The sequence below is a fragment of the Streptococcus sp. HMSC034E12 genome (genome assembly GCF_001835915.1).
GTDB lineage: Bacteria > Bacillota > Bacilli > Lactobacillales > Streptococcaceae > Streptococcus > Streptococcus vaginalis.
Map to the genome: position 1 here is coordinate 22,176 of NZ_KV826438.1, position 25,340 is coordinate 47,515.

At 38.3% G+C, this 25,340-nt stretch carries 26 protein-coding genes, 2 pseudogenes and 1 other annotated feature; of the genes and pseudogenes, 3 read left to right on the forward strand and 25 right to left on the reverse strand.

Going from position 1 to position 25,340, the window contains the following annotated elements; genetic code table 11:
* Positions 1-46 precede the first annotated feature (46 nt).
* Positions 47-460, forward strand: coding sequence for a MarR family winged helix-turn-helix transcriptional regulator (locus HMPREF2574_RS03985; RefSeq protein ID WP_024052062.1), 414 nt, complete (start codon positions 47-49; stop codon positions 458-460).
* A 178-nt stretch (positions 461-638) separates the two neighbouring features.
* On the opposite strand, the gene ileS is transcribed toward HMPREF2574_RS03985, so the two are convergent.
* The 14 genes and pseudogenes from ileS to typA form a co-directional block, all read right to left on the reverse strand.
* Positions 639-3,431, reverse strand: a complete 2,793-nt coding sequence (gene ileS, locus HMPREF2574_RS03990) for an isoleucine--tRNA ligase (RefSeq protein ID WP_024052064.1) — start codon at positions 3,429-3,431, stop codon at positions 639-641.
* Positions 3,432-3,693: 262 nt separating this feature from the next.
* Positions 3,694-4,479, reverse strand: coding sequence for a DivIVA domain-containing protein (locus HMPREF2574_RS03995; RefSeq protein ID WP_024052065.1), 786 nt, complete (start codon positions 4,477-4,479; stop codon positions 3,694-3,696).
* Positions 4,480-4,488: 9 nt separating this feature from the next.
* Positions 4,489-5,280 (reverse strand): YlmH family RNA-binding protein, encoded by a 792-nt coding sequence (locus HMPREF2574_RS04000; protein ID WP_070672428.1) that lies wholly within the window; start codon positions 5,278-5,280, stop codon positions 4,489-4,491.
* Positions 5,281-5,284: 4 nt separating this feature from the next.
* On the reverse strand, positions 5,285-5,548 hold the full coding sequence (locus tag HMPREF2574_RS04005; protein WP_003033872.1) for a YggT family protein: 264 nt from the start codon (positions 5,546-5,548) through the stop codon (positions 5,285-5,287).
* A 4-nt stretch (positions 5,549-5,552) separates the two neighbouring features.
* Positions 5,553-5,918 (reverse strand): annotated as a pseudogene (locus tag HMPREF2574_RS04010) (cell division protein SepF); the annotation flags it as partial.
* 86 nt (positions 5,919-6,004) lie between these two features.
* Positions 6,005-6,095: pseudogene (locus HMPREF2574_RS11115) on the reverse strand (cell division protein SepF); the annotation flags it as partial.
* A 9-nt stretch (positions 6,096-6,104) separates the two neighbouring features.
* A complete protein-coding gene (locus HMPREF2574_RS04015; protein ID WP_070812212.1) occupies positions 6,105-6,776 on the reverse strand; it encodes a YggS family pyridoxal phosphate-dependent enzyme in 672 nt (223 codons plus the stop codon).
* A gap of 1 nt (position 6,777) precedes the next feature.
* The gene (gene ftsZ / locus HMPREF2574_RS04020) at positions 6,778-8,052 is read right to left on the reverse strand and encodes a cell division protein FtsZ (RefSeq protein ID WP_024052067.1); all 1,275 of its coding nucleotides are present in this window, start codon (positions 8,050-8,052) and stop codon (positions 6,778-6,780) included.
* An 18-nt stretch (positions 8,053-8,070) separates the two neighbouring features.
* A complete protein-coding gene (gene ftsA / locus HMPREF2574_RS04025; protein ID WP_070812213.1) occupies positions 8,071-9,456 on the reverse strand; it encodes a cell division protein FtsA in 1,386 nt (461 codons plus the stop codon).
* 122 nt (positions 9,457-9,578) lie between these two features.
* Positions 9,579-10,640, reverse strand: coding sequence for a cell division protein FtsQ/DivIB (locus HMPREF2574_RS04030; RefSeq protein WP_024052069.1), 1,062 nt, complete (start codon positions 10,638-10,640; stop codon positions 9,579-9,581).
* Positions 10,637-11,707 (reverse strand): UDP-N-acetylglucosamine--N-acetylmuramyl-(pentapeptide) pyrophosphoryl-undecaprenol N-acetylglucosamine transferase, encoded by a 1,071-nt coding sequence (locus tag HMPREF2574_RS04035; RefSeq protein WP_070241564.1) that lies wholly within the window; start codon positions 11,705-11,707, stop codon positions 10,637-10,639. Before HMPREF2574_RS04035 ends, HMPREF2574_RS04030 begins: the two co-directional genes overlap by 4 nt.
* Before the next feature lies 1 nt (position 11,708).
* A complete protein-coding gene (gene murD, locus HMPREF2574_RS04040; RefSeq protein ID WP_070241563.1) occupies positions 11,709-13,061 on the reverse strand; it encodes a UDP-N-acetylmuramoyl-L-alanine--D-glutamate ligase in 1,353 nt (450 codons plus the stop codon).
* A gap of 73 nt (positions 13,062-13,134) precedes the next feature.
* Positions 13,135-13,419 (reverse strand): DUF3165 family protein, encoded by a 285-nt coding sequence (locus tag HMPREF2574_RS04045; RefSeq protein ID WP_024052072.1) that lies wholly within the window; start codon positions 13,417-13,419, stop codon positions 13,135-13,137.
* Positions 13,420-13,483: 64 nt separating this feature from the next.
* Entirely contained in the window at positions 13,484-15,325 is a 1,842-nt protein-coding gene (gene typA / locus HMPREF2574_RS04050) for a translational GTPase TypA (protein ID WP_003025716.1), read from the reverse strand.
* A 177-nt stretch (positions 15,326-15,502) separates the two neighbouring features.
* Between typA and HMPREF2574_RS04055 the strand changes: the two genes are divergently transcribed.
* Positions 15,503-16,228: a 16S rRNA pseudouridine(516) synthase gene (locus HMPREF2574_RS04055; RefSeq protein ID WP_024052073.1), complete on the forward strand. Its 726-nt coding sequence runs from the start codon at positions 15,503-15,505 to the stop codon at positions 16,226-16,228.
* 20 nt (positions 16,229-16,248) lie between these two features.
* Here HMPREF2574_RS04055 and HMPREF2574_RS04060 read toward each other — a convergent pair whose 3' ends face one another.
* The 3 genes from HMPREF2574_RS04060 to HMPREF2574_RS04070 form a co-directional block, all read right to left on the reverse strand.
* A complete protein-coding gene (locus tag HMPREF2574_RS04060) occupies positions 16,249-16,629 on the reverse strand; it encodes a rhodanese-like domain-containing protein (RefSeq protein ID WP_024052074.1) in 381 nt (126 codons plus the stop codon).
* On the reverse strand, positions 16,623-16,847 hold the full coding sequence (locus HMPREF2574_RS04065) for a YqgQ family protein (protein WP_003025724.1): 225 nt from the start codon (positions 16,845-16,847) through the stop codon (positions 16,623-16,625). The genes HMPREF2574_RS04060 and HMPREF2574_RS04065 overlap by 7 nt, the downstream gene beginning before the upstream one ends.
* 273 nt (positions 16,848-17,120) lie before the next feature.
* Positions 17,121-17,648, reverse strand: a complete 528-nt coding sequence (locus tag HMPREF2574_RS04070) for a Dps family protein (protein WP_003032411.1) — start codon at positions 17,646-17,648, stop codon at positions 17,121-17,123.
* Positions 17,649-17,801: 153 nt separating this feature from the next.
* Between HMPREF2574_RS04070 and HMPREF2574_RS04075 the strand changes: the two genes are divergently transcribed.
* On the forward strand, positions 17,802-18,461 hold the full coding sequence (locus HMPREF2574_RS04075) for a prepilin peptidase (RefSeq protein WP_024052075.1): 660 nt from the start codon (positions 17,802-17,804) through the stop codon (positions 18,459-18,461).
* A gap of 160 nt (positions 18,462-18,621) precedes the next feature.
* Here the strand turns inward: HMPREF2574_RS04075 and trpB are convergent, their stop codons facing one another.
* The 8 genes from trpB to hpf form a co-directional block, all read right to left on the reverse strand.
* A complete protein-coding gene (gene trpB / locus HMPREF2574_RS04080) occupies positions 18,622-19,830 on the reverse strand; it encodes a tryptophan synthase subunit beta (RefSeq protein ID WP_070812214.1) in 1,209 nt (402 codons plus the stop codon).
* Positions 19,831-19,882: 52 nt separating this feature from the next.
* Positions 19,883-20,117, reverse strand: a binding site (T-box leader).
* A 73-nt stretch (positions 20,118-20,190) separates the two neighbouring features.
* Positions 20,191-20,721: a VanZ family protein gene (locus HMPREF2574_RS04085; RefSeq protein WP_024052078.1), complete on the reverse strand. Its 531-nt coding sequence runs from the start codon at positions 20,719-20,721 to the stop codon at positions 20,191-20,193.
* Positions 20,714-21,796, reverse strand: coding sequence for a dual-specificity RNA methyltransferase RlmN (rlmN, locus tag HMPREF2574_RS04090; protein WP_070241560.1), 1,083 nt, complete (start codon positions 21,794-21,796; stop codon positions 20,714-20,716). Before rlmN ends, HMPREF2574_RS04085 begins: the two co-directional genes overlap by 8 nt.
* A gap of 40 nt (positions 21,797-21,836) precedes the next feature.
* Positions 21,837-22,400 carry a YutD family protein gene (locus HMPREF2574_RS04095; RefSeq protein WP_024052080.1) on the reverse strand — a complete coding sequence of 188 codons (564 nt, stop codon included), beginning with the start codon at positions 22,398-22,400 and terminating at the stop codon, positions 21,837-21,839.
* 138 nt (positions 22,401-22,538) lie between these two features.
* Complete coding sequence (locus HMPREF2574_RS04100; protein WP_024052081.1) at positions 22,539-23,594, reverse strand: SepM family pheromone-processing serine protease; 1,056 nt, start codon at positions 23,592-23,594, stop codon at positions 22,539-22,541.
* Entirely contained in the window at positions 23,575-24,072 is a 498-nt protein-coding gene (coaD, locus tag HMPREF2574_RS04105; protein WP_021001374.1) for a pantetheine-phosphate adenylyltransferase, read from the reverse strand. The genes HMPREF2574_RS04100 and coaD overlap by 20 nt, the downstream gene beginning before the upstream one ends.
* Positions 24,062-24,610 (reverse strand): 16S rRNA (guanine(966)-N(2))-methyltransferase RsmD, encoded by a 549-nt coding sequence (gene rsmD / locus HMPREF2574_RS04110; RefSeq protein WP_171021853.1) that lies wholly within the window; start codon positions 24,608-24,610, stop codon positions 24,062-24,064. The genes coaD and rsmD overlap by 11 nt, the downstream gene beginning before the upstream one ends.
* 187 nt (positions 24,611-24,797) lie before the next feature.
* Complete coding sequence (gene hpf / locus HMPREF2574_RS04115) at positions 24,798-25,340, reverse strand: ribosome hibernation-promoting factor, HPF/YfiA family (protein ID WP_003025754.1); 543 nt, start codon at positions 25,338-25,340, stop codon at positions 24,798-24,800.

A 25,340-nucleotide genomic window follows, 5' to 3' on the forward strand; every position in this document is an offset into this window, starting at 1 on the left:
CTTTATTATATGATAATTGTAAATGCAACTATAAAAGGAGCCTTTTATGGATTATCGTCATCTCTTTCGTCAAATGGGCATAATTTCTCGCCAAGCCACGATGAATATGAATCATGAAGCCAGCCAATACAACCTAGATAATAATCTCTTTCTTATCCTTATCCGCATTGTTGAGCATGAAGGACTGAATCAATCTCAACTTTCTCATATGGTAAAAATTGATAAAACAACACTTAGTCGCTCCCTTAGAAAACTAGAGGACAAAGGATTTATCACAAAGAAAGTCAACTCTAAAAATAAGAAATTTAAAGAGCTTTTCCCTACGACGAAGGCTTTGCAAATCTACGACCGATTGATTGGATTTGAAACAATCTATATTCAGTCTGTTATGAAAAATCTGACATCTTCCGAGCTCTTTCAACTAGAAGCCATTCTCAATAAAATAGAAAATTCTCAATAAAATCAGCATAACATACATTAGTTGCATTTGCAACTTTGGAATTAAAAAATGACGAGGCTGAAAGTCCTTAACCTCGTCAGATTTTTATGAGTTTCTTGCAAGCCGCAGTGGTTGAGTGGGTGGGACGACAGAATCAAATTTCTCTGAAATTACCGATTTTTGTCCCACTCCCTTTTGATTATTTTGTTTCAAATCCTTCTGTAACTGCTTGCGCAAAATGTTCTTCAACGATTTCTGCACAGTGGTCACAAACAATTGCATGATAGCTACGTTCTTTGACTGTTTCATCTACCCGACGGCAACGTTCACAAACTTGTCCTTCTGCATGCTCAACTGTAAAAGCTACATCCTCGAAAGCAATAGCACTTTCAGGAGCTTCCCCGTCTGCGATTGTTAATTTAGAGACAATGAGAAGTTGCGCAACGTCGCTATTAACCGCTTCAAGTAGCATTCTCACGACTTCATTTGGATAAACAGTCAAGTGAGCTTCCAAGGATTTTCCAATCACTTTTTTGTTACGTGCTTCTTCCAAAGCTTTTTGCGCTTGACTACGGAAGTTCATAAAGGCTGTCCAAGTATCTAACAGTTCTTCCTCATTAGGGAAAGTCAACGCATCTGGCAATTCCGCTAATTGAACAAATTCTTCTGGCTCATGTTCTAAGTAAGACCAGATTTCTTCTGCTGTATGTGGAAGAATTGGGGTCAACAATTTTGTAATTTTTACTAAAATATCATAAAAGACGGTCTGCATTTGACGGCGTTCCAATGATTTAGCTGCTTCAATATAGACAACATCTTTTGCAAAATCAAGATAAAAAGCTGATAAATCAACTGTCACGAAGTTTACAATCGCTTTGTAAATATCTAAAAATTCAAAGTCGGCATAAGCCTCACGAATCGTCTTGACAAGTTGATTAAATCGAACGGTCATATACTTATCAACAGAGCGAAGGTCATCATAAGCAACAGCGTCTTCTTTTGGATTAAAATCAGAGGTATTCGCAATCAAGAAGCGCAAGGTGTTACGGATTTTTCGGTAGGTTTCAGACACTTGACCAAGAATATCCATAGAGATACGCACATCGTTGCTAGAATCCACACTCGTCACCCAAAGCCGCAAGATTTCCGCACCAAATTGTTTTTCAACATCACTTGGAGCAATCGTGTTGCCGAGAGACTTCGACATTTTCTCGCCTTTACCGTCCAAAGCAAACCCTTGTGAAAGAATTTGTTTATAAGGAGCTACACCATGGTTGGCAACCGATGTGATAAGCGATGAGTTGAACCAACCACGATACTGGTCTGACCCTTCAAGATAAAGGTCAGCAGGATAAGTCAATTCAGGACGATTGACCACCACACCATTCCAAGAAGAACCAGAATCAAACCACACGTCCATGATGTCCGTTTCTTTAGTGAATGTACCATTTGGTGATCCTGGATGAGTAAATCCTTCTGGAAGCAAATCTTTCGCTTCTCGTTGCCACCAAATGATAGAGCCATGTTCCGCAAAGAGCTCAGCCACATGCTCAATTGTTTGCTCTGTCATAATCGGTGTGCCGTCCTCCGCATAGAAGATTGGAAGTGGCACTCCCCAAGCCCGCTGACGCGAAATGACCCAATCTCCACGGTCACGGATCATATTGTAAAGACGAACTTTACCCCATTCAGAGTGGAACTTCACTTTTTCAATCTCATCAAGAATTTCCTGACGGAATTTTGAAACTGAAGCAAACCATTGCGGTACCGCACGCCAAATAATTGGCTTTTTCGTCCGCCAGTCAAATGGGTAGGAGTGAGAAATTTCTTCTTGCGCAAGGAGAAGTTGACCTAACTTTTCAATTACTGTAGGAACTACCTTGTCATAAAATTGCCCTGCAAAATCTGGGCCAGCATTTTCCATCATGATACCACGTTCATTGACTGTAACGGCTACTTCTAAGCCATTTGCAACTCCAACATTGTAGTCGTCCTCACCAAAACCAGGAGCTGTATGGACAATCCCTGTACCTGAATCTAGTGTAACGTGGTCACCAAGAATCACCAATTCATCTACTTCCTCATCCCACGGGTGCTCTGTCACGATGTGGTTCAGTTCAGCACCGCGATGAGTTGCCAAGACCTCCACATCTTCCCAGCCAAATTTTTCAGACAAGCTATTGAGCAAGTCAGCAGCAACAACAAATTTACGGCTTTCCCCAGCTGGTTTTACCACAACATAATCAAAGTCAGCACCTACTGTCAAACCGCGAGAAGCCGTAATAGTAAATGGTGTTGTCGTCCAAACTACAATATAAGTATCTGTATCTAGCACATTTTTGCCGTCTTTTACCTTATTTGCATAGTAAAGAGAGGTTGAAACCAAATCATGATACTCAATTTCTGCCTCTGCAAGAGCTGATTCAGATGACCATGACCAATAAACCGGCTTCGCACCGCGGTAGATATAGCCTTTTTTCGCCATTTCTCCAAATACGCGAATTTGAGCAGCTTCATAATCCGGAGTCAACGTCACATACGGATGCTCCCAATCACCAGAAACACCTAAGCGTTTGAAATCTTCCCGTTGCTTGTCTACTTGACTCAGTGCATAATCGCGACAAAGTTTTAAATACTCTGCCAAATCTATTTCTTTGCGTTTCACACCTTGCTTCGCTAGGACTTGCTCAATTGGAAGGCCATGAGTATCCCAACCTGGAATGTAAGGTGCATAGTAGCCAGACATCGATTTTGAACGCACAATAATATCTTTTGAAATCTTATTCATGGCATGACCAACGTGAATATTTCCATTAGCATACGGAGGCCCGTCGTGAAGTGTGAAGTGCGGTTTTCCTTCATTCAATTCTTGACGGCGTTGATACAATTTTGCATCTTCCCATTCTTTTTGCCAAAGAGGTTCTTTATTCGGCAAACCAGCACGCATTGGAAAAGCTGTTTTTCCAAGATTAAGAGTTTCTTTTAATTTCATAAGTTCTCCTTTTTCATATTAGTAACAAATTAAAATAAAAAAACCACAAATTCATCCAAAGGACGAAAATTCGTGGTACCACCTTCATTTAGACAAGAATAAGATTCCTATCCCTCTTACTCGTAACGTGAGTTAAGCGTTAAATCTTACTGTTTTCAGATTTAAGTTTGCAAAATGATAATCCTAACAAAAGGAATTACAGGTCTCTCACCGTCACCTGCTCGCTGCGAATATTTTGTTAGCATCTTGTTTTTACATTCTCTTATAAAATATCTACAGATTCTATTGAAGTAGCTTCTGAGTTATCTGTTGAAGTCTCAGCATTTGTCAGATTTAATCCTAAGACAGACTCATCTAATGTTTCAAACGCTTGTGTTTCGGCTAATTCACGATTTGCTTCTTCAATGCGTCTTTGTAATTCTTCCATTTCCTCTGGAGAGAACTGACGCGTCACATCCACTTCATCTTCTTCTGGAGTCGTTACGACTTCACCCAAAGCAGACTGAACAACTTCTTTAAAGGCTTCATCACTAGTCTGCAAGTAAGTAGCTGTTGGGCGAAGAATATCTTCCCATTCTGAAGAATTCACAATGCTTAATTGACTTTCAATGGTTGATTTTAAACGTTGGTGGAAAACACGCGTTTTATTTTTCAACTCTTCTGTTTCAACAGCCACTTTCTTAGCATTATCAGTCGCTTGACGAAGAATTTCATTAGCCTTGTATTTTGCCTCATCCAACAAATGTTGGGCTTCTTGCTCAGCCTTATGAACAATGTTTTCAGAACGGTCATTTGCCGCTTGTTTTACACGTTCTGCTGTATCTTGTGCAATCAATACAGACTGGCTAAGGGAATCCTTCATCTCGTCAAAATAGGTCAAACGTTCTTCCAGATTTTTAATTTTTGACTCTTGTTCATGATTGACACGCACTAAATCTTCGTAATCTTGGACAATGATATCAAGAAATTCATCTACTTCGTCAACATCATATCCTCTAAATTTATGAGCAAAAGCTTTATCTTTAATTTCTAATGATGTAATAGCCATATTTTCTCCTTACTTACTAGACAATAATTCAACAGTTAATTTGTACTTTCCATTTTTTGAAAAGCCATTTTCTCTTAAAACTTTTACTCTCCCATATCCTCGTACACTAATCAAGTCATTTAATAACAAATGATGACTGGGATTATCCAGCGTAGAATAGTTTACCTTAACTTGCTTTGTTGCTATCAGCCGAGTGGCAATGCTTCGTGACAAATGAAATGAGGCAGCTACCACTTTATCCAAACGCATACTAGAGACAAGAACATCTCTTAGTTTTGAATCAGTTTGAGCGATAATTTGTTGTGAAAAATCTACTTGCTTTAATTTTACAGGTATCTTTGCTATCCTTGAGATATGATCGATGAAAAATTGAGTAAATTTCTTATCTACCATAATTTGTGCTCTACCTGAAGCTACAAGAATATCACCAAAAACTTTACGTTCAATCCCTAATTGATTCAATAACGTTCCCATTATTTGCGAATGGGTGAAATGGTGAAATTTATTCGCATAGCTGATTTCTAACAGATCCATTTCAAAATCATTTAATTGCAACTCATAGTAGAGAGGAGCAATAATGACTTTAGCAAATTCACTCGTATAATAATCCGAACTTGAAAACATTTGCAATTGTAAGCGATTCCCAAGATTTCGCAAAACTTCAACTTGATGTGGATTTACAAATGAAGTCACTTCAAAAGAATAAGAATCTTCAACTCGCTGCATCTGTTCTAAACTTTTATCAACAAATTCACGATCTTCTTCAGCAAAATGTTGGTATAAATATTTGGTATTCTTCATGAATTTAAGCTAAAAGCAAAAGGGCATTCAAAATGATGCCAGAAACAAAATTCAGAAGAAAGATAACGACAAGAACCGTCCAATCAATCCCAGCAAATTGTAGGTTGAAACGTTGAAATGGTTTTAAAACAGGCTCTACTATCCGCAGAATCAACTGACCAAACGACGTTTGATAGGCACCTGGAAACCATGATAAAAGAGCATACACCACTAAAATAAATGAATATAATCTCACTAAATTATAAAGTATATTTACAATCCAAACCATGTTTTTATCTACGTTTCATATCAAAATCAAATTCGCCACTTTGTAAATCCTCAGGTAATTTCAAATCCTCAACATTTACAACAACATTGATTGGTGTTAAAAGGTACATTGTACTTGCAACTTTTTTTATATTTCCTGCAAGCACATAACGAGCACCATCCAAATAATCCAAACAACGACGAGCTTGCACTTCTGTCATATATTGAAAATCAATCAAAATGCTTTCATTAACAATTAACAAATCAACAATTTCAGTTGTTTCTTCATATTTTCTTGGATAACGAACATTGATTGTCACTTTGTCATCTGAAATTCTCCGATGTTGTGCCAATTCTTGCTGACGTGCATGCAGACGAGTAATGTTCTCATTTGCTCCCGACTTTGTAGAAGATTGTGAAGAGCTACTCGCTGTATGTACTAGTCTTTCTTTGGTAGGTGTAGATTGATTACTCACACGTGGTGGCAACTCTGGCGTTTGAACGCTTGCGTCTTCACCATCTTCTGTAAAGTAATCAATGAATTTATCAAATCTATCTTTAAGAGACATAATACTTTCCTATTTAAAAAATGCAATACCAATTCTGACAAAAGTCGAACCATTTGCAATAGCTATTGCATAATCACGGCTCATTCCCATACTTAAATCAGTAAAAGGCATATTAGGCAACTGTTTACGTTGTAATATTTGCTGTAATTTATAGGCTTGTTGGAAAATGGCATTTAATTCCGCTTCATCTGCTTCAATCGGTGCCATTGTCATCAAACCTACAATCTGAATGTTTTCAAGTTTTTCTAGCTCAGGTAAAATCGTATCTATTTCCTCTATAGCAAAACCATGTTTACTAGCTTCTTTGGAAATATTTACTTGTAAAAAGCATTTAATGATATGTTCAGCTCTTTTGTTGATTTCTTGAGCTAATTTTACTGAATCTAAGGCATGGAAATAGTCAACATAATTGATGACATCTTTCACTTTCCGCCTTTGAAGTGTACCAATTAAGTGCCAAGTTACACGTTCATCTTTCAGAGCCTGATATTTCTCTAGAAATTTATCAACTCGATTTTCACCGATATGATGAATTCCTGCTTTAACCAGCTCTTTAGCAGTAGAGCTGTCAACATATTTGGTGACAGCTATTACTTCTACTGAATTTTTTGAGCGATTGGCTTTTTGAGTAGCTTGCGCTACATTTTCCAAAACTTGATATGTATTCTTTTCTAAATCCATTTTAACGGTTTTTAAAGAAAGGTGGTGTTTCTAATTCATCGTCATCAGAACTAGTGTCTTCATAACGCTCTATAGCTGGTGCAGCACTCGCATCTGTTGAGCGAACAATATTTTCACGACGCAAATCCCAATCACCAAATGCTGAAGCCTGTGGCGCTTCTGTCCGTTGACGACTTGGCTTTGGAACTTCAAGATGTTCAGTCAAATCAAAGTTACGGTCATAACCTTGGCTTCCTCTAGAATTACGATTTTCACGAGTTCCAGCTGCATAAGAATTTTGTTGAGCAACTGGACGAACACCACTTACTCGATCAATTTTTTCTTGACGAACACCCGTTGCAACAACTGTCACACGAATTTCATCTTTCATGCTATCGTCAATAGAAGTACCCAACCAAATATTAACACCATGACCTGCTGCTTGATTGACGATTTCTGATGCTTCTTCTGCTTCAATCAAGGTCATATCAAGACCACCTGTAACGTTGATAATGACATCTTCAGCTCCATCAATCGTTGTTTCAAGAAGCGGTGAATAGATAGCCTTACGTGCAGCTTCAATAACACGTTCTTCGCCACTACCAATACCGATTCCCATAAGAGCATCACCTTTATTTGCCATAACGGTTTTTACATCGGCAAAGTCAAGGTTAATAAGTCCTGGGCTTGTAATCAAGTCCGTAATTCCTTGTACACCTTGACGAAGGACATTGTCTGCTTCGCTCAATGCTTCAAGAAGAGGAGTTTTCTTATCAACAATTTCAAGTAAATTATTGTTTGAAATGATAAGAAGTGTGTCTACATGCTCACGAAGTTCATTGATTCCTTCAATAGCAAAGTTACCACGCTTACTTCCTTCAAAGCCAAACGGACGAGTAACAACTGCAACAGTTAAGGCACCAAGACCTTTTGCAATACGAGCAATAACTGGTGCAGCACCTGTACCAGAGCCACCGCCCATACCAGCAGTAATGAACACCATATCAGCTCCCGTAAGAGCTTCCGTCAACACTTCTTCGCTTTCTTCAGCCGCTTTACGACCGATTTCAGGCTGTCCTCCAGCACCTAGACCGCGAGTCAACTTTGGTCCAAGCTGAATAACTGTTTCTGCTTTTGAGCCACTCAGAGCTTGCACATCTGTATTGGCAGCGATAAATTCAACGCCTGATACTCTTTCATCAATCATGCGGTTAATGGCATTACCACCACCACCACCGATACCAATAACTTTAATTACTGCTCCCTGTGCCGCAGCTGCATCAAATGAAAATGTCATAATGTATTACCTTCTCCTTTAATCAAACATATTGCCAAGTAGATTTCGAACACGATCTGTCAATTTTTCTTTTGGCTGTTGAGATTGTGTTGGAAGTAGTTCTGGACGTTCAACTTCTTCTACTGCTTCATCAACCAAAGACGCAGTTGGCTGTTGTGGTTGAGTAAAGCGTTGCAACGGATTGAACGACTGACTTTGCTGTGTTGAACGAGAGAATTCAACTGGCTGATGCCGTAAAAGTTCATCACCATGAACAGCAGCTTGTGCTAGAACATCCACTTCAGATAAGTTTCCTGCATACTCTGATAAACTAATAACATGGGCAAACGCTGGATTACGAATACCGATTTGATTTGGAACATATAATTTAACGGGAACACCGAAAACTTCTTGTGCCAATTCAACCACGCCCGGCAAAATCGCACCGCCTCCAATAATAACAATACCACCTGGAAGCTCTAATAAATGTCTTCTCTCTAAATCTTGCTTGATTTGTTCAAAGATATGTTTAACACGCGCTGAAATAATTTCTGCTAAATAACGCTCTGTCACTTCAACTGGTTCCACTTCACCAATTACTTCCACTTGGAAAGACTCATTGCTAGCGGCAGGTACGTATGCTTCTCCATAGTTAAACTTCAAGCTCTCTGCCAACTTCTTAGATGTTTTTAAAACCTTAGAGATGTCTTTTGTAACATATTCGCCACCTTCTTGATAGATATTGGTAAATTGTAATTCTTGATTGCGAACAGAAGCTGCAGTTGTTTGGCCGCCCCCCATATCAATGACAGTTGCACCAAACTCACGCTCTCCTTCATTCAGAACGGATTTTGTCATAGCGAGCGGAGAAATGATAATGTTTTCAACTTGAACTCCTGCACGCTCAACCGTTTTTCTCAAATTATGAAGAATAGTACGTGGACCTGTATATAGAAGGCCACGCATTTCTAAACGAATTCCCATCATTCCGCGAGGATCACGAATTCCTTGAAAACCATCTACGATGAATTCCTCTGGAATAAAGGTAATAACTTCCCGGTCTGGAGTCATACTTTTTGTCAAAGCAGATCGTACAACATTTTCAACATCTGCATCTGTAATTTCTTTCGTTTCACTTGTCACAGGAATCATACCTTGTGTTGCTTCAATCTGCAACAGGTTAGCAGGCAAACCAACGTTCACCAACTTAATGGAAATTCCTGCTTTTTCTTCTGCTTGTGAAATTGCTGATTTTATAGCACTTGCTGCCGCTTCGATATCTACAATAATACCATCTTTTACGCCAGCACTTTTTGCATTACTAACTCCGATTACGTTTAATTCATTGTTTACATGTTCTGCTACCAAGACCTTAATGGAGCTGGTTCCGATATCTAATCCTGTAAAAAAGCCATCTCTAGCCATTAGACCATTCCTCTCTATCTACCAAGTTTCTCACTTATCAATTTAACTATCAAAAAACTATAGTTATTCAAAGCATATTATAACATAAAAAAATAAAAATTGGGTAGATTTTCTGCATTATTTTAGCTATTTCTATAACTAAATATTCCTGCTTCCATATCCACAACACTTGTTTCCGTCAATTGTGGTTTAATTTTTTCATAATAAGGTAGTTTTTTAGCTACTTCTGACAAAGGAACTAAGATTTTATTTCCATCTGTCATAGTGATTGTCAGCAAATCCTCAGTCGCTTTACTTGGTGTATGCTGAACCGTTTGAATTTCTGATTTGATTGTATTAGAAATACCTGATAATTGTTGCACAAATTTCTTAAGCATTGCTTTATCTGAAAAATCAAGTGTTATATAACTTTTTGGCAACTGGGATTTTTTAACCGGAGTAGCAATTTCTTCTCCACTAGATAATACTAGGAAATACTGCTCCCCAGAATAATCATAAGCAACAACCGTGTATTCTGTTACTTTTACTTTAAATGTAATTGGAAATTGGTAACTTATCTCTGCTTTTTTCACCCATAGACTTGACAATTTAATATTTCTAGCATGTGCCTTTTGACTTAAATATGTCGTCAAGGTGTAATCCTCTTTTTGAATACTAGAAGCATCCAGCACCTCTGTTTTTGAAAGCTGTTTATTACCCGTTACCTCTATATTCTTTAATTTTGAATAGGGACTTATAAAATAAACAGCTAAAATTAACAAAATAGAACTTAGAATCAATACTGGTAAAGCACGGTAAACATGGCGAGGAGCGATTTGTTCTCTTGTCTCTTTTGCTTCCCGCTTAGCTTGTTTGCGTTCTGCTTTCTTCTTTTTTCGCAAGGCTGCTTTATCAAGAGGTTCATCTTGTTCTTCCTCAGAAGTTTCTGTCTCGGTAGGCTTTTCTGCCTCCTCTGACTCGTTCTCTTGAGTATCCGCTGTCACTTCTTCTGCACTTTCATCATTCTTTTCGACTTTCTTTTTTTCAGAATTTGGCAAATGCTGCTTTTTTTGCTCTGCTAGTTCTTTCACTTTTTCAGCTTCTTCTTGAGCCTTTTTTTTAAGGTATTCCTTGTTTCTTTTTTGCCACTCAGAAAGTTTTTCTATTTCTTGCTCTTTCTGATCCTCTTGCTTCTTTTTTGTCATTTTCTTCCTTTGTTCATGTCATTTTTTAAAAGGTTATAAAATTCATCTAACGATTTTATTTCGTGGGACTGTTTCATGTTTTCTTCATAAAATTCTTTCTGTTCAAGCAACTCTGTTATCATTTTTTGAAGATTTTCCAAATTCAATTGAGACTCGTCTAATTTTTTAGCATAACCTTTTTTTACAAAATAATCTGCATTTTCAATCTGATCACCGCGACTTGCTTCGCGTCCCAAAGGAACAATTACATGGAGTTTTGCCATAGCCAACAATTCAAAAATAGTATTAGATCCGCCACGTGTAACAACGACATCCGCCAAATCCATCAACGGTTGATAGAGATCAGTCACATAGGCAATTCGGTACAGATGATTTGATAATTCATCTAAATGAGCATCGCCTGATAAATTGATAATATTGTAATGCTGAGTTAGCTCTGCTTTATTTGCCGTTACAAAATCATTAAAAACCTTTGCTCCCGCTGATCCACCAACAAACAGAAGTGTCGGAAAGTTTTCATCAAAACGCTGCCGAATCGCTTGAATCTGCTCATTTGGAGCAGTTGTTTTTTCTCCTACTTTTGTCACAGCTCCCACATGCTCAATTTTTGTCAACGCATGGGCTTGTTCAAAAGTAGAATACATTTTTATCGCACATTTGTAAGCAATTTTATTTGCTAGACCAATAGAGAGGTCTGATTCATGTACATAAACTGGAATCCCAGCTAAGCGAGCTGCAATGACAGGAGGAACTGATACAAAACCACCTTTAGAAAAGAGAGCTTGCGGACGAACCTTTAGCATAATTCCTAAAGATTGCAAAATGCCCCAAGCCACTTTGAATACATCTAACATATTTTGCCAAGAAAAGTAACGTCGTAATTTCCCCGTCGCTATAGAATGAAAAGCGATGTCCAACCCCGACTTCTGGATTTCTTGGTATTCAATCCCATGCTTATCACCAATATAGTGGACTTGCCATCCTGCTTCTAGGAATTTTGGAATGAGCAAAAGGTTTAGAGTCACATGACCAACCGTCCCTCCACCTGTAAATATAATCTTTTTCATCTTAACCCTTTAATTCTTCAAATGTTGCAATAAATTCATCGCCACGAACTTCAAAATTTGGATACATATCCCAGCTAGCATTTGCAGGACTGAGAAGAACAATGTCACCTGCTTGTGCTTCAGCAAAAGCTTTTTGCGTCGCATCTTTCACATCAGCAGCATCCATATAGCTAACACCTGCTTTATCCGCTGCTCTCTTGACACGTGCTGCAGATTCTCCAAGAATAACCATTTTCTTCAATCCTTGAATATCTGGCACCAATTCGTCAAATTCATTGCCACGGTCCAGCCCACCAGCAATCAAGATGACCTTACTATTGTCAAAACCAGATAAAGCCTTTTGCGTTGCAAGAATATTTGTGGATTTGCTATCGTTATAAAATTTAACATGGTTGATTTCACCGACATATTGGAGACGATGTTTAACACCGCCAAAACCTGCCAAAGTTTCTTTGATGACTTGATTTTCAATGCCACGCAGTTTCGCAACTGCAATAGTTGCGAGGGCATTTTCAACATTATGACTGCCCGGAACGCCAAGCTCATCTGCTGCCATAACAGGCTCTCCACGGAAGGTCAACATGTTTCCCTCTAAGTAAGCGCCGTCTACCTTTTCTGTCGTTGAAAATGGTACAACGGTTGCTTGCGTCTTTGCAGCCAGCTCTTTCGCTAATGTTTGGTTGAAATTCAATACGAGGAAGTCAGATTTGCTCATATTTTTTTGAATGTTCCATTTAGCCGCCACATAATTTTCAAAAGAGCCATGATAATCAATATGAGTTGGCATCAAGTTGGTAATCACTACAATCTCTGGGTGAAAGGTTTCAATACCCATGAGTTGGAAAGAAGACAACTCCATGACTAGAGTATCATTTTTGGTTGCAGTTGTTGCAACTTGACTGGCTGGAAAACCAATATTTCCAGAAAGTAGACCACTTTGACCACCTGCAGTCAAGACTTCCGCAATCATTGTTGTCGTTGTTGTTTTTCCATTAGAGCCCGTAATCCCAATAATTGGAGCATCTGAAATCAAATAAGCCAACTCAACTTCAGTGATGACTGGGATTTCCTTTTCCAATGCTTTCTTGACCATAGGGTTGTCGTAACGAATACCAGGATTTTTGACCATTAGTTCAAATTCTTCATCCAAGAGTTCCAAAGGATGACCACCTGTTACTACTTTGATGCCTTCTTCAAGAAGAGACTGTGCAGCAGGATTTTCCTCAAATGGCTTTCCGTCATTCACTGTGACAATCGCTCCCAACTTATCTAGTAAACGAGCAGCGGATTCACCAGACTTGGCCAAGCCTAAAACTAAAACTTTCTTATTTGCAAAATTTGTAATGTGCTTCATAACATGCCTCTTTTTAATTCTTCTGTATCTATTTTACCTTTTTTTCAGAAAATAAAAAAGCCTTTACGGCTTTTTATTCTTGTCTGTTACGAAGTTTTGAGCGAAACGATACTTTTCTATCTTTTTGTGACAATTTTGAAATATCACGTAGAGAAAAATAAGCTACGCCAATCATTGCAATTCCTACGAAAAATTCAGACGGTAATTGAAAAATCTGAAATACTGCCAATCCTAATAAAATGATAAAAGCGACTAGAGCAATCACTAAAACTACTACATTTAAAGTCCCTTTAATGCTTTGCGGAGTAGCAAAAATGTAAAATAATAGAATGAGAATTCCAAAGATTAAATAAAACATTTCTGCTCCTTTCTAGCCTATTTACTTCTTTAATATATTAGCAACGAAGCAAATCGTCCTTTCATTATTCAGCTGATTTTTTCTTTTTAGCAGCTTTGGCACGTTGATTTTTATCAAGAATTTGTTTCCGCAAACGGATCGATTCTGGTGTCACTTCCATGTATTCGTCATCATTCAAAAATTCGAGTGATTCTTCCAATGTCAAAATACGAGGTGTTTTTATAACCGCCGTTTGATCTTTCGTTGCAGAACGTACATTAGTCATTTGTTTGGCTTTTGTAATATTGACCGTCAAGTCGTTTTCACGTGAATTTTCACCAATAATCATTCCTTCGTAAACTTCTGTACCTGGATTAACAAAAATGGTTCCACGTTCCTCAATAGACATGATTGAATAAGTCGTTGCTTTTCCTGTATCAATCGAAACAAGAGCTCCGCGACGGCGTCCGCCAATCTCACCTGGAATCAATGGTAGATATTGGTCAAAGGTATGGTTCATAATCCCGTAACCACGCGTCATAGAAAGGAATTCAGTTGAGTATCCAATCAAGCCACGCGCAGGCACAAGGAAAATCAAACGTGTTTGTCCGTTTCCGGTAGCCACCATGTCTAACATTTCACCCTTGCGCTCAGAAAGACTTTGGATAACCGAACCTTGGTATTCTTCTGGGGTGTCAATTTGCACACGTTCAAATGGCTCACATTGCACACCGTCAATTTCTTTGACGATAACTTCTGGGCGCGATACTTGTAACTCATAGCCTTCACGGCGCATGGTTTCAATTAAGATTGATAAGTGCAATTCTCCACGACCTGACACAATCCATTTATCTGGTGAATCAGTCGGATCCACACGAAGTGAGACGTCCGTTTGCAATTCCGCTTGCAGGCGTTCCTCAACCTTACGAGATGTTACCCATTTCCCTTCACGACCAGCAAATGGTGAATTGTTCACCAAGAAAGTCATTTGCAGCGTTGGTTCGTCAATGTGAAGAATTGGCAATGGTTCTACTGCATCTGTCGGAGTAATCGTTTCTCCAACAAAGATATCTTCCATACCAGACACGGCAATCAAATCACCTGCTTTGGCTTCGTCGATTTCACGACGTTCTAGTCCAAAGAAACCAAATAGCTTGGTGACACGGAAGTTTTTCGTTGTGCCGTCTAGTTTAGAAAGTGTCACTTGGTCTCCAACTTTTACAGTCCCGCGGAAAACACGGCCAATCCCAATACGACCTACAAAGTCATTGTAGTCCAAAAGAGAAACTTGGAATTGAAGTGGCTCGTCTGAATTATCCACTGGTGCTGGAATATGATCAATAATAGTATCAAAAAGCGGTGCCATAGTGTGCTCTTGGTCAGCAGGATCGTCTGACATAGAAGACGTTCCGTTGATAGCAGAAGCATACACGACAGGGAAATCCAATTGGTCATCATCTGCACCCAGCTCAATGAAAAGTTCCAAGACTTCATCCACCACTTCTGCAGGGCGTGCAGATGGTTTGTCAATTTTATTGACCACAACAATCGGCACTAAATCTTGCTCAAGAGCTTTTTTTAATACAAAACGAGTTTGTGGCATGGTTCCTTCATAAGCATCAACAACCAAAACAACCCCGTCCACCATTTTCATAATCCGCTCAACTTCTCCACCGAAGTCCGCGTGTCCTGGAGTGTCCATGATATTGATACGAACACCGTTGTAAGCAACAGCTGTATTCTTAGCAAGAATGGTAATTCCGCGTTCTTTTTCAAGATCGTTAGAGTCCATTGCGCGTTCTTGCAACTCTTTGCGTTCGTCCAATGTATGTGATTGCTTCAATAATTCGTCCACCAGCGTTGTTTTCCCGTGGTCAACGTGAGCGATAATAGCGATATTGCGAATATCTTCTCTTAATTTTGTCATTTTATCCTCTAAATCTTAAGTTTTATTTCTAACTGAACAATTATACCACAGATTACAGTAAAAAACACGGTTAAACCGGGTGTAAATGTTTTCATTAGAAAATCAATGCCCGACAAATTTATTTACATTCTTTATTGCAAAATTATGATATGATAAGAAAAAAACAAAGGAAACTGTATGCGTTTAGATGTTCTACTAGCTCAAGCTCACATTAGTCGTAAAAAAATGAAGCAAGCTCTCCTAAAAAAGAAAATCTTGGTAGATGACTGTCCTGCTCGAAAACTCAGTCAAAATGTTGATACAGGTCTGCAGACGATTACGCTAGAAGAACAACCTGTTCTGGGCAAGCCTCATCAGTATTTTATGATGAATAAACCCCTTGGTGTCGTGACAGCTAACTCCGATGCCAAATCCCAAACGGTTCTAGATCTCATCAAACCAGAAGATTTCAATGATAAGTTATATTCTGTCGGGCGACTAGATCGAGATACTTCTGGACTGCTGTTAATCACTGACAACGGTCCGCTCGGTTTTCAATTGCTTCATCCTCAATATCACGTCACAAAAACATATGAGGTTGAAGTTAATGGTCCCCTAGACGACCAAGCAGTGCAATCCTTTCAAAAGGGCATCGTTTTTCTTGACGGAACAAGTTGTAAACCAGCTACTCTTACAATTCATTCTTCTAGCTCAAACAAAAGCAGTGCAACTGTCACTATTTCTGAAGGAAAATTTCACCAAATCAAAAAGATGTTTTTAACTGTTGGTGTCAAAGTTACTTCTCTTAAACGAACGCATTTCGGAGATTTTGAATTAAACCCAAACTTAGCCACAGGAGAATACCGAGTATTGAACCAAGCAGAACTCGAAATAGTGAGGCACTATCTAGAAAAAAGCTATTAAAAGTGAGCAACCCGCTTGGATTACTCACTTTTGATTTTTCCTTTCCATCCATCTAGTCCTGTAGAGAGGATGTAAATATTTTGATAACCTTGTTTTTTTAATAGAATAGCTGCATTCATCACACGTTGTCCACGACTATTTTCATATAGTAAAACAGTCTTGTCCTTACGAATCGCTCCTAAGCTTGTTTTTAATTGCTGTGACGGAATATTTCGTGCCCCTAAAATATGTTTACGACGAAAATCGGCTGGATCTCGTAAATCAATTAACTGACCTTGACGAATCATATCACCAAATTCTGCATTGTCTACTACCTTAGCCGCACGACGAACACGAATATAGTTAAAGCCCATCCAGCCTAACGTTCCAACAATAATTGCCAATAAAATCCAGTTTAACATGTTTTCTCCTCATTCTTCTTCAAATATTGTAACTCCAACTGATGTTCCTTTCGCAAGACCCGCTCAGCTTCTAGATAGTCCATTCTTTCTATCAAGCCCGCATCATAAATCCTCTCTAACTCAATTTTCATCATTTCAATATCATACAAGCGCTTACCCATATAGATAATAATGCCAAAACTTTTGAGGTATTGCTGCACATCATAAAGTGTTTTCATGAGGCTTATTTTACCAGAATTTTAGGAGTATTTCAAGGTTGAAAAGAACTCATTTTGTAAGTAAAACATTCTTCAAGTGCTCAAAAACAACAAAAAAGCCGCTGATTGGGCGACTCTTATAGGGAGATTATTATGAAATAGAAAAGTTTAGGATTTTTATCAAATAAAGTTAGGAGGTCTTCATCTGATGATGTTAGTATAACGCCATCTCCTTAAACTTATCTTAAATTCTAAAAGATTTTAAAAATTTATTTTCTACTCTCAAAAATTTACTTACAAACCCGGAGTTTGACCGATTTCTGCTGTTAACATCCAGATATTCTTTTCAAGTTCTGCTTTTGCACCGACAAAAATATCGTTGGTCACATCATCCCCTTCTTCATCTGTTACATCCAGAGCTTCTTGGTAGAGGCCTACCAAGTAACGGAAGATTTCGATGACACGTTCCAAACTTTCTGCAACATTCTTACTGAATTTTCCTTCTTTTTCTTCAATATTGCTGTGTTGGATAAATTCACTCAAAGTTGAATACGGCGTTCCACCTAAAGTAATCAAACGTTCACTTACTTCATCCAAAGTCGTATCCAAGGTTTCCATGTACTCATCCATCTTAGGATGCCAAACCATAAAACCAGCTCCACGCATGTACCAATGTACTTGGTGAAGAGCAATGTGAGCGGTGTATAAATCCGCTACCACTTGGTTTAAAACTGCTTTTGTTTTGGGAAGAGACTTACTGAAAGACTCAACACTTGAGAAAGTTGCAACATCTTTTGCTGCTTCATTTTTTAGATTAACCATTATCCTACCTCGCTTTTATTTAGAATGATTATAATCTTTTTGATTATGATTTAATTATAATGTTTCTAAATAAGAAAGTCAAATGATTGAACTCAGAAATTTCTTTTATTAGAAAAGTTGCAATTTTTTAGAATTATTTGCGAATAAAAAAGTATGATTCATTTTTATTTTTTCTTGGTTGGAAGCATTGTGGCTTCTTTTTTAGGGCTGGTTGTTGATCGCTTTCCTGAACAGTCCATTATCGTTCCTTCCAGTCATTGTAATGCTTGTGGGCAGAAATTAGCACCTCGTGATTTAGTCCCTGTCCTTTCACAGCTTATCAATCGACTGCGCTGTCGGTTTTGTCAGTCAAAAATTCCCATTCGCTACTTGATATTAGAGTTGGTAGGTAGTTTACTCTTTCTCGCAACTTCCTTAAGCTACTTAACTATCAGCCAACTTGTCTTGCTCATAATGGGAATTACACTAGCTCTTTATGATCAAAGAGAACAGGAATATCCTATCCTCATTTGGTTGTTCTTTCATCTTCTTCTCCTATTTTTGGTAGGTTTTAATCTTCTAATGATTAGTTTTTTAGCCCTTGGAATAGTAGCTTTTTTCTTTGACTTACGAATTGGCGCAGGAGACTTTCTTTTTCTAGCTTCTTGTTCAACTGTTTTCAAGTTGACAGAGATTCTTTGGCTGATTCAAATTGCCAGCTTAGTGGGCTTATGTCTCTTTTGCTTAAAAAAGAGAAAAGACAGGATAGCTTTCGTTCCCTGTCTTTTGATTGGAGTGATTGTTCTACTTATGTATGAGTTGTTACTTCAATAAAATTAGAATGACATCCTATCATGAGGCTAGGATGGATGTATCCGGATTCTCGAAATAAGAGAGCGATGATTACAATTTTCAAATTTTAGTTTTTAGACATAATTTTCCCAGATTTCATAATTTTTGGGGAATAATGTACCAGCAATCATGGTCGTCTATTTCACTCTTGATTTTTCATGTTTCTTTTTTCTAAATAATCAGCAATAGCGGCTACATCTTTATCACCACGCCCAGATACATTGACAATGATAATCTTGTCCTTACTCAATCGAGGCGCGCGTTTAACTGCTTCTGCAATATCGTGGGAACTTTCAATGGCAGGAAGGATCCCTTCTTTTCGCGTCAACAATAACAGTGCATCTACTGCTTCATCATCTGTCGCAGCCACATATTCAACTCGACCTAAATCTTTAAAAAAGGCATGTTCAGGACCAACTCCCGGATAGTCCAATCCAGCGGAAATAGAATAAACAGGAGCCACCTGACCGTCTTCTGAAAATACAGCATACGTTTTCATGCCATCAACAACTCCAATGGACCCTTTAGTCATTGTAGCCGCATGCTTGTCTGTATCCAAGCCATGACCAGCTGCTTCAACACCAACTAAATTGACTTCTTTATCTGCCACGTATTCAGAAAATGCTCCAATTGCATTAGAACCTCCGCCGACACAGGCAATAATATAATCTGGTAGACGACCTTCCTTATCTAGAATTTGACGGCGGGATTCCTGACTAATAACCTTTTGAAACTCATGCACAATCGTTGGATAAGGATGAGGACCAACAGCCGAACCCAGGACATAAAAAGCATCTAAATCTGTCATCCAAGCAGCAAAAGCAGCATCCACCGCATCCTTTAATGTTTTAGTCCCTGTTTCGACCGCATGGACAGTTGCTCCCATCATTTCCATTCGGAAAACATTCAATCGCTGGCGTTCCACATCTTCTGCTCCCATATACACATCGCATTTCATGCCAAACTTAGCAGCCGCTGCAGCTGTTGCTACTCCATGTTGACCAGCTCCAGTCTCTGCGATAACTCTACTCTTACCCATTCGTTTTGCTAGGAGAATTTGCCCTAAAACATTGTTTAATTTATGAGAACCTAGATGATTCAAGTCTTCTCGTTTGAGATAGATTTTTGCACATCCTAAATAGTCCGTCAAACTTTCTGCAAAATAAAGCGGTGGCTCTCGACCTGCATAATCTGCTAAATAACGATGATATTCTGCTAGGAATTCTGGATCTTTCTTATACTTTTCAAATGTCCCCTCTAGCTCGTCTAATAAAACTTGAATCAGTTCCAGTACAAAGCTACCACCAAATTGACCAAAATATCCTTTATTTCTACCATGATGCCTCCTCACAATCTTTAGTATTCTTGAATTTAAACAACAAAATGCCCCCACACAAAAACTGTGTGAGGGCGTATGAGCGCGGTACCACCTCAATTATGGGAAAAGTAGACCTTATCCGCATATCTCTATCTTGTCTATCAACAAGTTGCACTATAAGGTGTGCTCACCGAATTTTTATCGTTTAAAATTCATATCATTTACATCAGCCCATTTCATAAATATCTACTACTTGTTTACACCTAGCACAAGCTCTCTGGAAGTATCAATTTACTACTTTTCTGATGTTTGAGCATTATTATAGAGTTTTTCTACCATTCTGTCAATAAAATAGTGAAAAAGCATCCTAAATCCGAACAATAACCCTTATTTTTACTTAGAAGTCAGAAACTTATCTTTCCAATGGCTGACACAAGTCTTATACAACAGAAAAGCCAGATATCCGCCTAATGTATTTGTCCATAAATCATCTATTTCAAAAACACGATTGGCATCAATTAAAATATCTAACAAAATCTGTGTACATTCAATGAAAAGGCTTATCGCAAAGCTGACAGAGAGTACACGTTTGGTATTTCGCAAGTTCGGAAACAACCAGAGAAGCTGAAAAATCAGTGGGCTCAGCAGAAATATATTCATTAGATTTTGTACAAAAACTTTGACCAATTGAAAGAAGGACGTAATTTGCCCAAGATTGATAAAAGAATTAAAAGGAATGAGAAGCACTACAATACGACCAAACTGCTGAATTCCCGGTGTTTCCATTCCCTTTTCTGGCACTTGAGGGAGAAAACACATCAGACATAATAATAAAATGTAGAAAATGCTTCCCCAAGTAAGAAAAGTACGTCCCTTAACGGTTAATTCACCATCTGTTTTCAATAGATTGTTCAATTTAAGCATGCTTGGTAAGAGCTTTCTCCTTGTCTTGCTTCATGGTGTTTGAGCGCAATTGACCACAGGCTGCATCAATATCTGTCCCATGCTCCTGACGAACAACACAGTTAATACCATTCTTTTTCAGAGTATCGTAGAAAGCCATTACATGTTCTTTGGGACTGCGACTGTATTGATCATGTTCGCTAACCGGATTGTAAGGAATCAAATTGACATACGATAGCTTTTTGATGTTTTTGAGCAATTCAGCCAATTCCAATGCCTGCTCTACTCCGTCATTGACTTCATTTAACATAATATATTCAAAGGTCACTCGGCGGTTGGTCGTTTCAATATAATATTCAATTGCCGCAAATAACTTCTCAATTGGAAAAGCACGATTGATTTTCATAATGCTAGAACGCAATTCATTATTGGGTGCATGAAGAGAAACAGCTAAATTAACCTGCACCCCTTCGTTTGCAAAATCACGAATTTTATGTGCTAGACCGGAAGTGGAAACCGTAATGTGACGAGCTCCGATAGCCAGCCCCTTGTCATCATTGACAGTTCGCACAAACTTGAGAACATTGTCATAGTTATCAAAAGGCTCGCCAATCCCCATAACAACAATATGGCTGACGCGCTCACCTTGTCCACGCTCATCAAAATATTTTTGCACCAGCATAATCTGAGACATAATTTCCCCATTATTCAAGTCACGCTGCTTTTTAATCAGCCCGCTGGCACAAAAAGTACAGCCAATATTGCAGCCAACCTGAGTAGTTACACAGACCGACAGACCATAGTGCTGACGCATGAGAACTGTTTCAATCAACATACCGTCTGGCAATTCAAAGAGATATTTGACTGTTCCATCAGCCGATTCCTGCACAATTCGTTGCTTCAGTGGATTGACAACAAATTCATCTTCTAATTTTGCTAATAACCCCTTTGAAATGTTTGTCATTTCTGCAAAAGACTGAACCCGTTTGCGATAAAGCCACTCCCAAATCTGGCTGGCTCGAAATTTCTTTTCTCCTTGACTTTCTACCCAATCTATCAAATCCTGACGGGTCAAGCTATAAATCGATGGTTTCATTTTTTCTCCTTCATTTCGTTACAAAACCCCATTCCATACACTATTTTTGACGAATGACAAAGTGGCGCTGGCTGCTTGTTTGTTGTTGCTTCGTTGAACTTTGCTTTCTTGATCTTTGCTTTTGATTTTGTCGCTTACTGCGCTGGCGATTTTCTCGCCTGGGTTGTTCTTCTTTATAGGAGCGAGCTTGTTTAGAACGACGTGGCTTGTTCTCACTTTCTTTCTTGTGATGTGATTTTTTATCAAACGATGCGCAACGCGGCTGTAAATTTTCCAAGACAAAATAAGCACAGCCATAATTGCAGTATTCTAGTAAATATTCTTCTAAACGGCTGATTTTTTCTTCACTTTCATTTGCCTTGTCATCTTTATAAAATCCACGCAAACGCAACTGCTCATTTCCCCAGTCGCCAACAATATAATCAAATTTTGTTAAAATTTCTGAAAAGCGCTGATTAAAAGCCGTTATATCAAAACCTTCCTTGAAAGTCTCTACCAAGTCAAATTCAATTGTTTCAGTCAAGATTTTGGTTCCTATTTGCCGAAACTCCGGTCCAGGAAATTTATTGTAATTGTATAATTCAGGTGCAATTTCTTTTCGCATAGTCATCCTTTATCACCTTATTTCTTGTATAAACTTATTTTACCATAAAAAGAAGTGTTTTTGATAGTTGAAATAGAGAAAGAAGAAAAGAGCAAAGTCAATTTTCTATCATTAACTTGCTCTTTTATTGAATTATTTTTACGACTTTTTTGTGCTCTTGAGGTAATCAATTGCGTCTTGCAAGGTCTTGACAGGTACAATTTTCATTTTAGTTTTAATTTTTTTAGCAGCTGCCAAAGCTGTCTCATAGTTTGTTTTCGCTTTAGGATTGGATTTTTTCACTTCCTTGGTGACTGGATTATTTGGCGCAAAGAAAATTTCTGCGCCATTTTTAGCTGCTGAAACAACTTTTTTGTCAATCCCACCAATGTCGCCAACTTTTCCTTCTCGGTCAATCGAACCTGTCCCAGCAATATTTCTGCCGTCTCTCAATGTTGGATCTGCAATTTGCGTATAAATTGCCAAACTAAACATCAAGCCCGCACTTGGTCCACCAATACCGGCAGTTGAAAATTCAATTGGTGTGTTGCTTGTGACTTCTGTTCGGTCAATCAAACTAATGCCAATCCCGTTTTTCCCATTTTCAAGTTTAATAATTTTACCTGTAGCAGACTTCTTCTGACCGTCTTCTACATAGTTCACCTTGACCTTGCTGCCAATCTTTTGCGCTCCGACATAGTCTATCAATTCTTTTGAACTATTGAAAGTCTTATCATTCACACCTGTCACGGTATCTGCAATATTTAAAATACCTTTAAAAGTAGAATTCTTTGTGACTTGCAAGACGTAAACCCCTAGATATTTCAGAGTAATGTCTTTGCCAGCTTTTTTCAACCCTTGGTATTTAGCTAGGTTTTGCGACGTTTCCATATAAAACTGATTGATCCGCATGTATTCTTTATCAGAAGTTCCACCAGTCAAATCCTTCGCCGAATAAATATCCGTAAAAGGTGTCAGCCAAGCATAAACCAAATGAGCGAGGGTCGCATGCTGAATTCCAACCGTTACAAAATTATAAGAACCTTTTTCCTTATCTTCTTTGTTGTCCACGCGCAATACCTGACGGACATCCGCTGCACCACCTGGCACCTCAATATAATAAGGCAAGGGAACTACAAAAGATAAGAAAAGCAAAATCACCCCTACTACTGCAATTATCGGCCATTTTTTAAATTTATTTCTTGGTTTTTCCATATTGTTTCTTTAACTCCTTTATGACACTTTCGGGCACATACTTTGAAATATCCTGCTCAAAGGAAATCAATTCACGAATTCTTGATGAGCTGAGATGCTGATAAGCTGGTTTGCTTATCAAAAAAATGGTTTCTATCTCAGGTGCTAATTCATGATTGAAAAAGTTGAGATTCCCCTCATAATCCAAATCCTGACTATTACGTAATCCCCGTACAAAAGTTGTCACTCCTAGCTTTCTAGCTACTTCCACTGCCAATTCATCATGAGAAGTAACAATTTTTACATTCTCCAAATGAACTAGAGCAGCTGCTATCATTTTTTCTTTCGCTTCAATACTAAAAAAACTCGTTTTCTCAAGATTATAAAAAATACCAACATAAAGGCAATCAAAGAGCTTACTAGCTCGCTTAATCAAGTCAATATGCCCCTTTGTAATCGGGTCAAAAGAGCCCGCAAATAATCCAATTTTATCTGACATAAACCGTCACCTTTGAAATTCCATATATTTTTTGCTTCCAGATACCTAGCCCTGCGATTTCTTCTGGTAAATCCACCGACTTGTCTGTCTCACAAACAACCAGTACATCATCGCTCAGAAGCTCTCGTTCAATCATTTTTATAATATCTGAAACAATCTGTTCTTTTGCATAGGGTGGATCTAACAAAACCAAGTCAAACTGTCCTGTGACCAATTCAAGTGCTCGATTGGACTCCATTTTCAGAAGTTCAAATCGTTCTTTTTCCTTAGTCATACTGATATTTTGGCTGATAATCGCTTGCGCCCTGCGGTCTTTTTCAACCAAAACAGCCGAAACCATGCCTCGCGAAATAGCTTCAATCGCTAAACTGCCGCTTCCAGCATACAAGTCCAGAACCTGTCCTCCATCAAAATAAGGACCAATTATATTAAAGATAGCTCCCTTAACCTTGTCTGTCGTCGGTCTGGTTATTTTGCCTTCCAATGTTTTAAGAGGACGCCCCCCATATTTCCCTGCAACAACTCTCATAAAGAATATTATAACAAAATCTCGAAAGAATGTATCAGTTTTTCTTCTGTGATAACTGTAAGTCAATTGGTTTTTCTGTCTAACTTTTGAAATGCCGTTCAAACATGATGATTTTTAATACAGTTTTTTGCAATTATCTTGGGCTGATTGCAGACCACATAAAAAATCCCCTGATATGAATCAGAGGATTGATTGATTATCTCACTTCAAGCAAGCCAACGTCACCGTCTTCACGACGATACAAAACATTGGTTGTGTTGTCTTCTACATCAGTATAGATGAAGAAGTCATGTCCCAATAAATCCATTTGAAGAAGAGCTTCTTCTAAATCCATTGGTTTTAAGTCAATTTGTTTGGAGCGAACGACTTTTGCAGGTGCAGCTTCCGCTTCTTCAACGACAGCATCTGTAAACAACTGGCTAGTTGATTTTTTATTACGGTTTTTACGCTCAATCTTTGTTTTATTTTTACGAATTTGACGTTCAATTTTATCTGTCACCAAGTCAATCGAACCATACATATCTTGAGAAACATCTTCTGCACGAAGAGTGATAGAACCAAGTGGAATAGTTACTTCAACTTTGGCTGTTTTTTCACGATAGACTTTCAAGTTTACACGCGCATCCAATTCTTGATCAGCTTGGAAATATTTTTCGATTTTTTCAAGTTTAGAAACTACGTAATCACGAAGAGCTTCTGTTACTTCTAGGTTTTCACCACGGATACTATATTTAATCAT

Coding starts and splice junctions, on each gene's coding strand:
- coaD (WP_021001374.1), bottom strand. CDS start 24,072: ATGTCAGATAAAATTGGATTATTTGCGGGCTCTTTTGACCCGATTACA.
- HMPREF2574_RS04000 (WP_070672428.1), bottom strand. CDS start 5,280: ATGAAGAATACCAAATATTTATACCAACATTTTGCTGAAGAAGATCGT.
- HMPREF2574_RS04100 (WP_024052081.1), bottom strand. CDS start 23,594: ATGGAAAAACCAAGAAATAAATTTAAAAAATGGCCGATAATTGCAGTA.
- HMPREF2574_RS04085 (WP_024052078.1), bottom strand. CDS start 20,721: ATGCTTAAATTGAACAATCTATTGAAAACAGATGGTGAATTAACCGTT.
- HMPREF2574_RS04060 (WP_024052074.1), bottom strand. CDS start 16,629: ATGTTAAACTGGATTTTATTGGCAATTATTGTTGGAACGTTAGGCTGG.
- HMPREF2574_RS04045 (WP_024052072.1), bottom strand. CDS start 13,419: ATGTTTTATTTAATCTTTGGAATTCTCATTCTATTATTTTACATTTTT.
- HMPREF2574_RS04065 (WP_003025724.1), bottom strand. CDS start 16,847: ATGAAAACACTTTATGATGTGCAGCAATACCTCAAAAGTTTTGGCATT.
- HMPREF2574_RS04070 (WP_003032411.1), bottom strand. CDS start 17,648: ATGGTTAATCTAAAAAATGAAGCAGCAAAAGATGTTGCAACTTTCTCA.
- rlmN (WP_070241560.1), bottom strand. CDS start 21,796: ATGAAACCATCGATTTATAGCTTGACCCGTCAGGATTTGATAGATTGG.
- murD (WP_070241563.1), bottom strand. CDS start 13,061: ATGAAGCACATTACAAATTTTGCAAATAAGAAAGTTTTAGTTTTAGGC.
- ftsZ (WP_024052067.1), bottom strand. CDS start 8,052: ATGACATTTTCATTTGATGCAGCTGCGGCACAGGGAGCAGTAATTAAA.
- typA (WP_003025716.1), bottom strand. CDS start 15,325: ATGACAAAATTAAGAGAAGATATTCGCAATATCGCTATTATCGCTCAC.
- ileS (WP_024052064.1), bottom strand. CDS start 3,431: ATGAAATTAAAAGAAACTCTTAATCTTGGAAAAACAGCTTTTCCAATG.
- HMPREF2574_RS04055 (WP_024052073.1), top strand. CDS start 15,503: ATGCGTTTAGATGTTCTACTAGCTCAAGCTCACATTAGTCGTAAAAAA.
- HMPREF2574_RS03985 (WP_024052062.1), top strand. CDS start 47: ATGGATTATCGTCATCTCTTTCGTCAAATGGGCATAATTTCTCGCCAA.
- HMPREF2574_RS04015 (WP_070812212.1), bottom strand. CDS start 6,776: ATGGATTTAGAAAAGAATACATATCAAGTTTTGGAAAATGTAGCGCAA.
- HMPREF2574_RS04005 (WP_003033872.1), bottom strand. CDS start 5,548: ATGGTTTGGATTGTAAATATACTTTATAATTTAGTGAGATTATATTCA.
- ftsA (WP_070812213.1), bottom strand. CDS start 9,456: ATGGCTAGAGATGGCTTTTTTACAGGATTAGATATCGGAACCAGCTCC.
- HMPREF2574_RS04075 (WP_024052075.1), top strand. CDS start 17,802: ATGATTCATTTTTATTTTTTCTTGGTTGGAAGCATTGTGGCTTCTTTT.
- HMPREF2574_RS04035 (WP_070241564.1), bottom strand. CDS start 11,707: ATGAAAAAGATTATATTTACAGGTGGAGGGACGGTTGGTCATGTGACT.
- HMPREF2574_RS04030 (WP_024052069.1), bottom strand. CDS start 10,640: ATGACAAAAAAGAAGCAAGAGGATCAGAAAGAGCAAGAAATAGAAAAA.
- hpf (WP_003025754.1), bottom strand. CDS start 25,340: ATGATTAAATATAGTATCCGTGGTGAAAACCTAGAAGTAACAGAAGCT.
- HMPREF2574_RS04095 (WP_024052080.1), bottom strand. CDS start 22,400: ATGCGAAAAGAAATTGCACCTGAATTATACAATTACAATAAATTTCCT.
- HMPREF2574_RS03995 (WP_024052065.1), bottom strand. CDS start 4,479: ATGGCTATTACATCATTAGAAATTAAAGATAAAGCTTTTGCTCATAAA.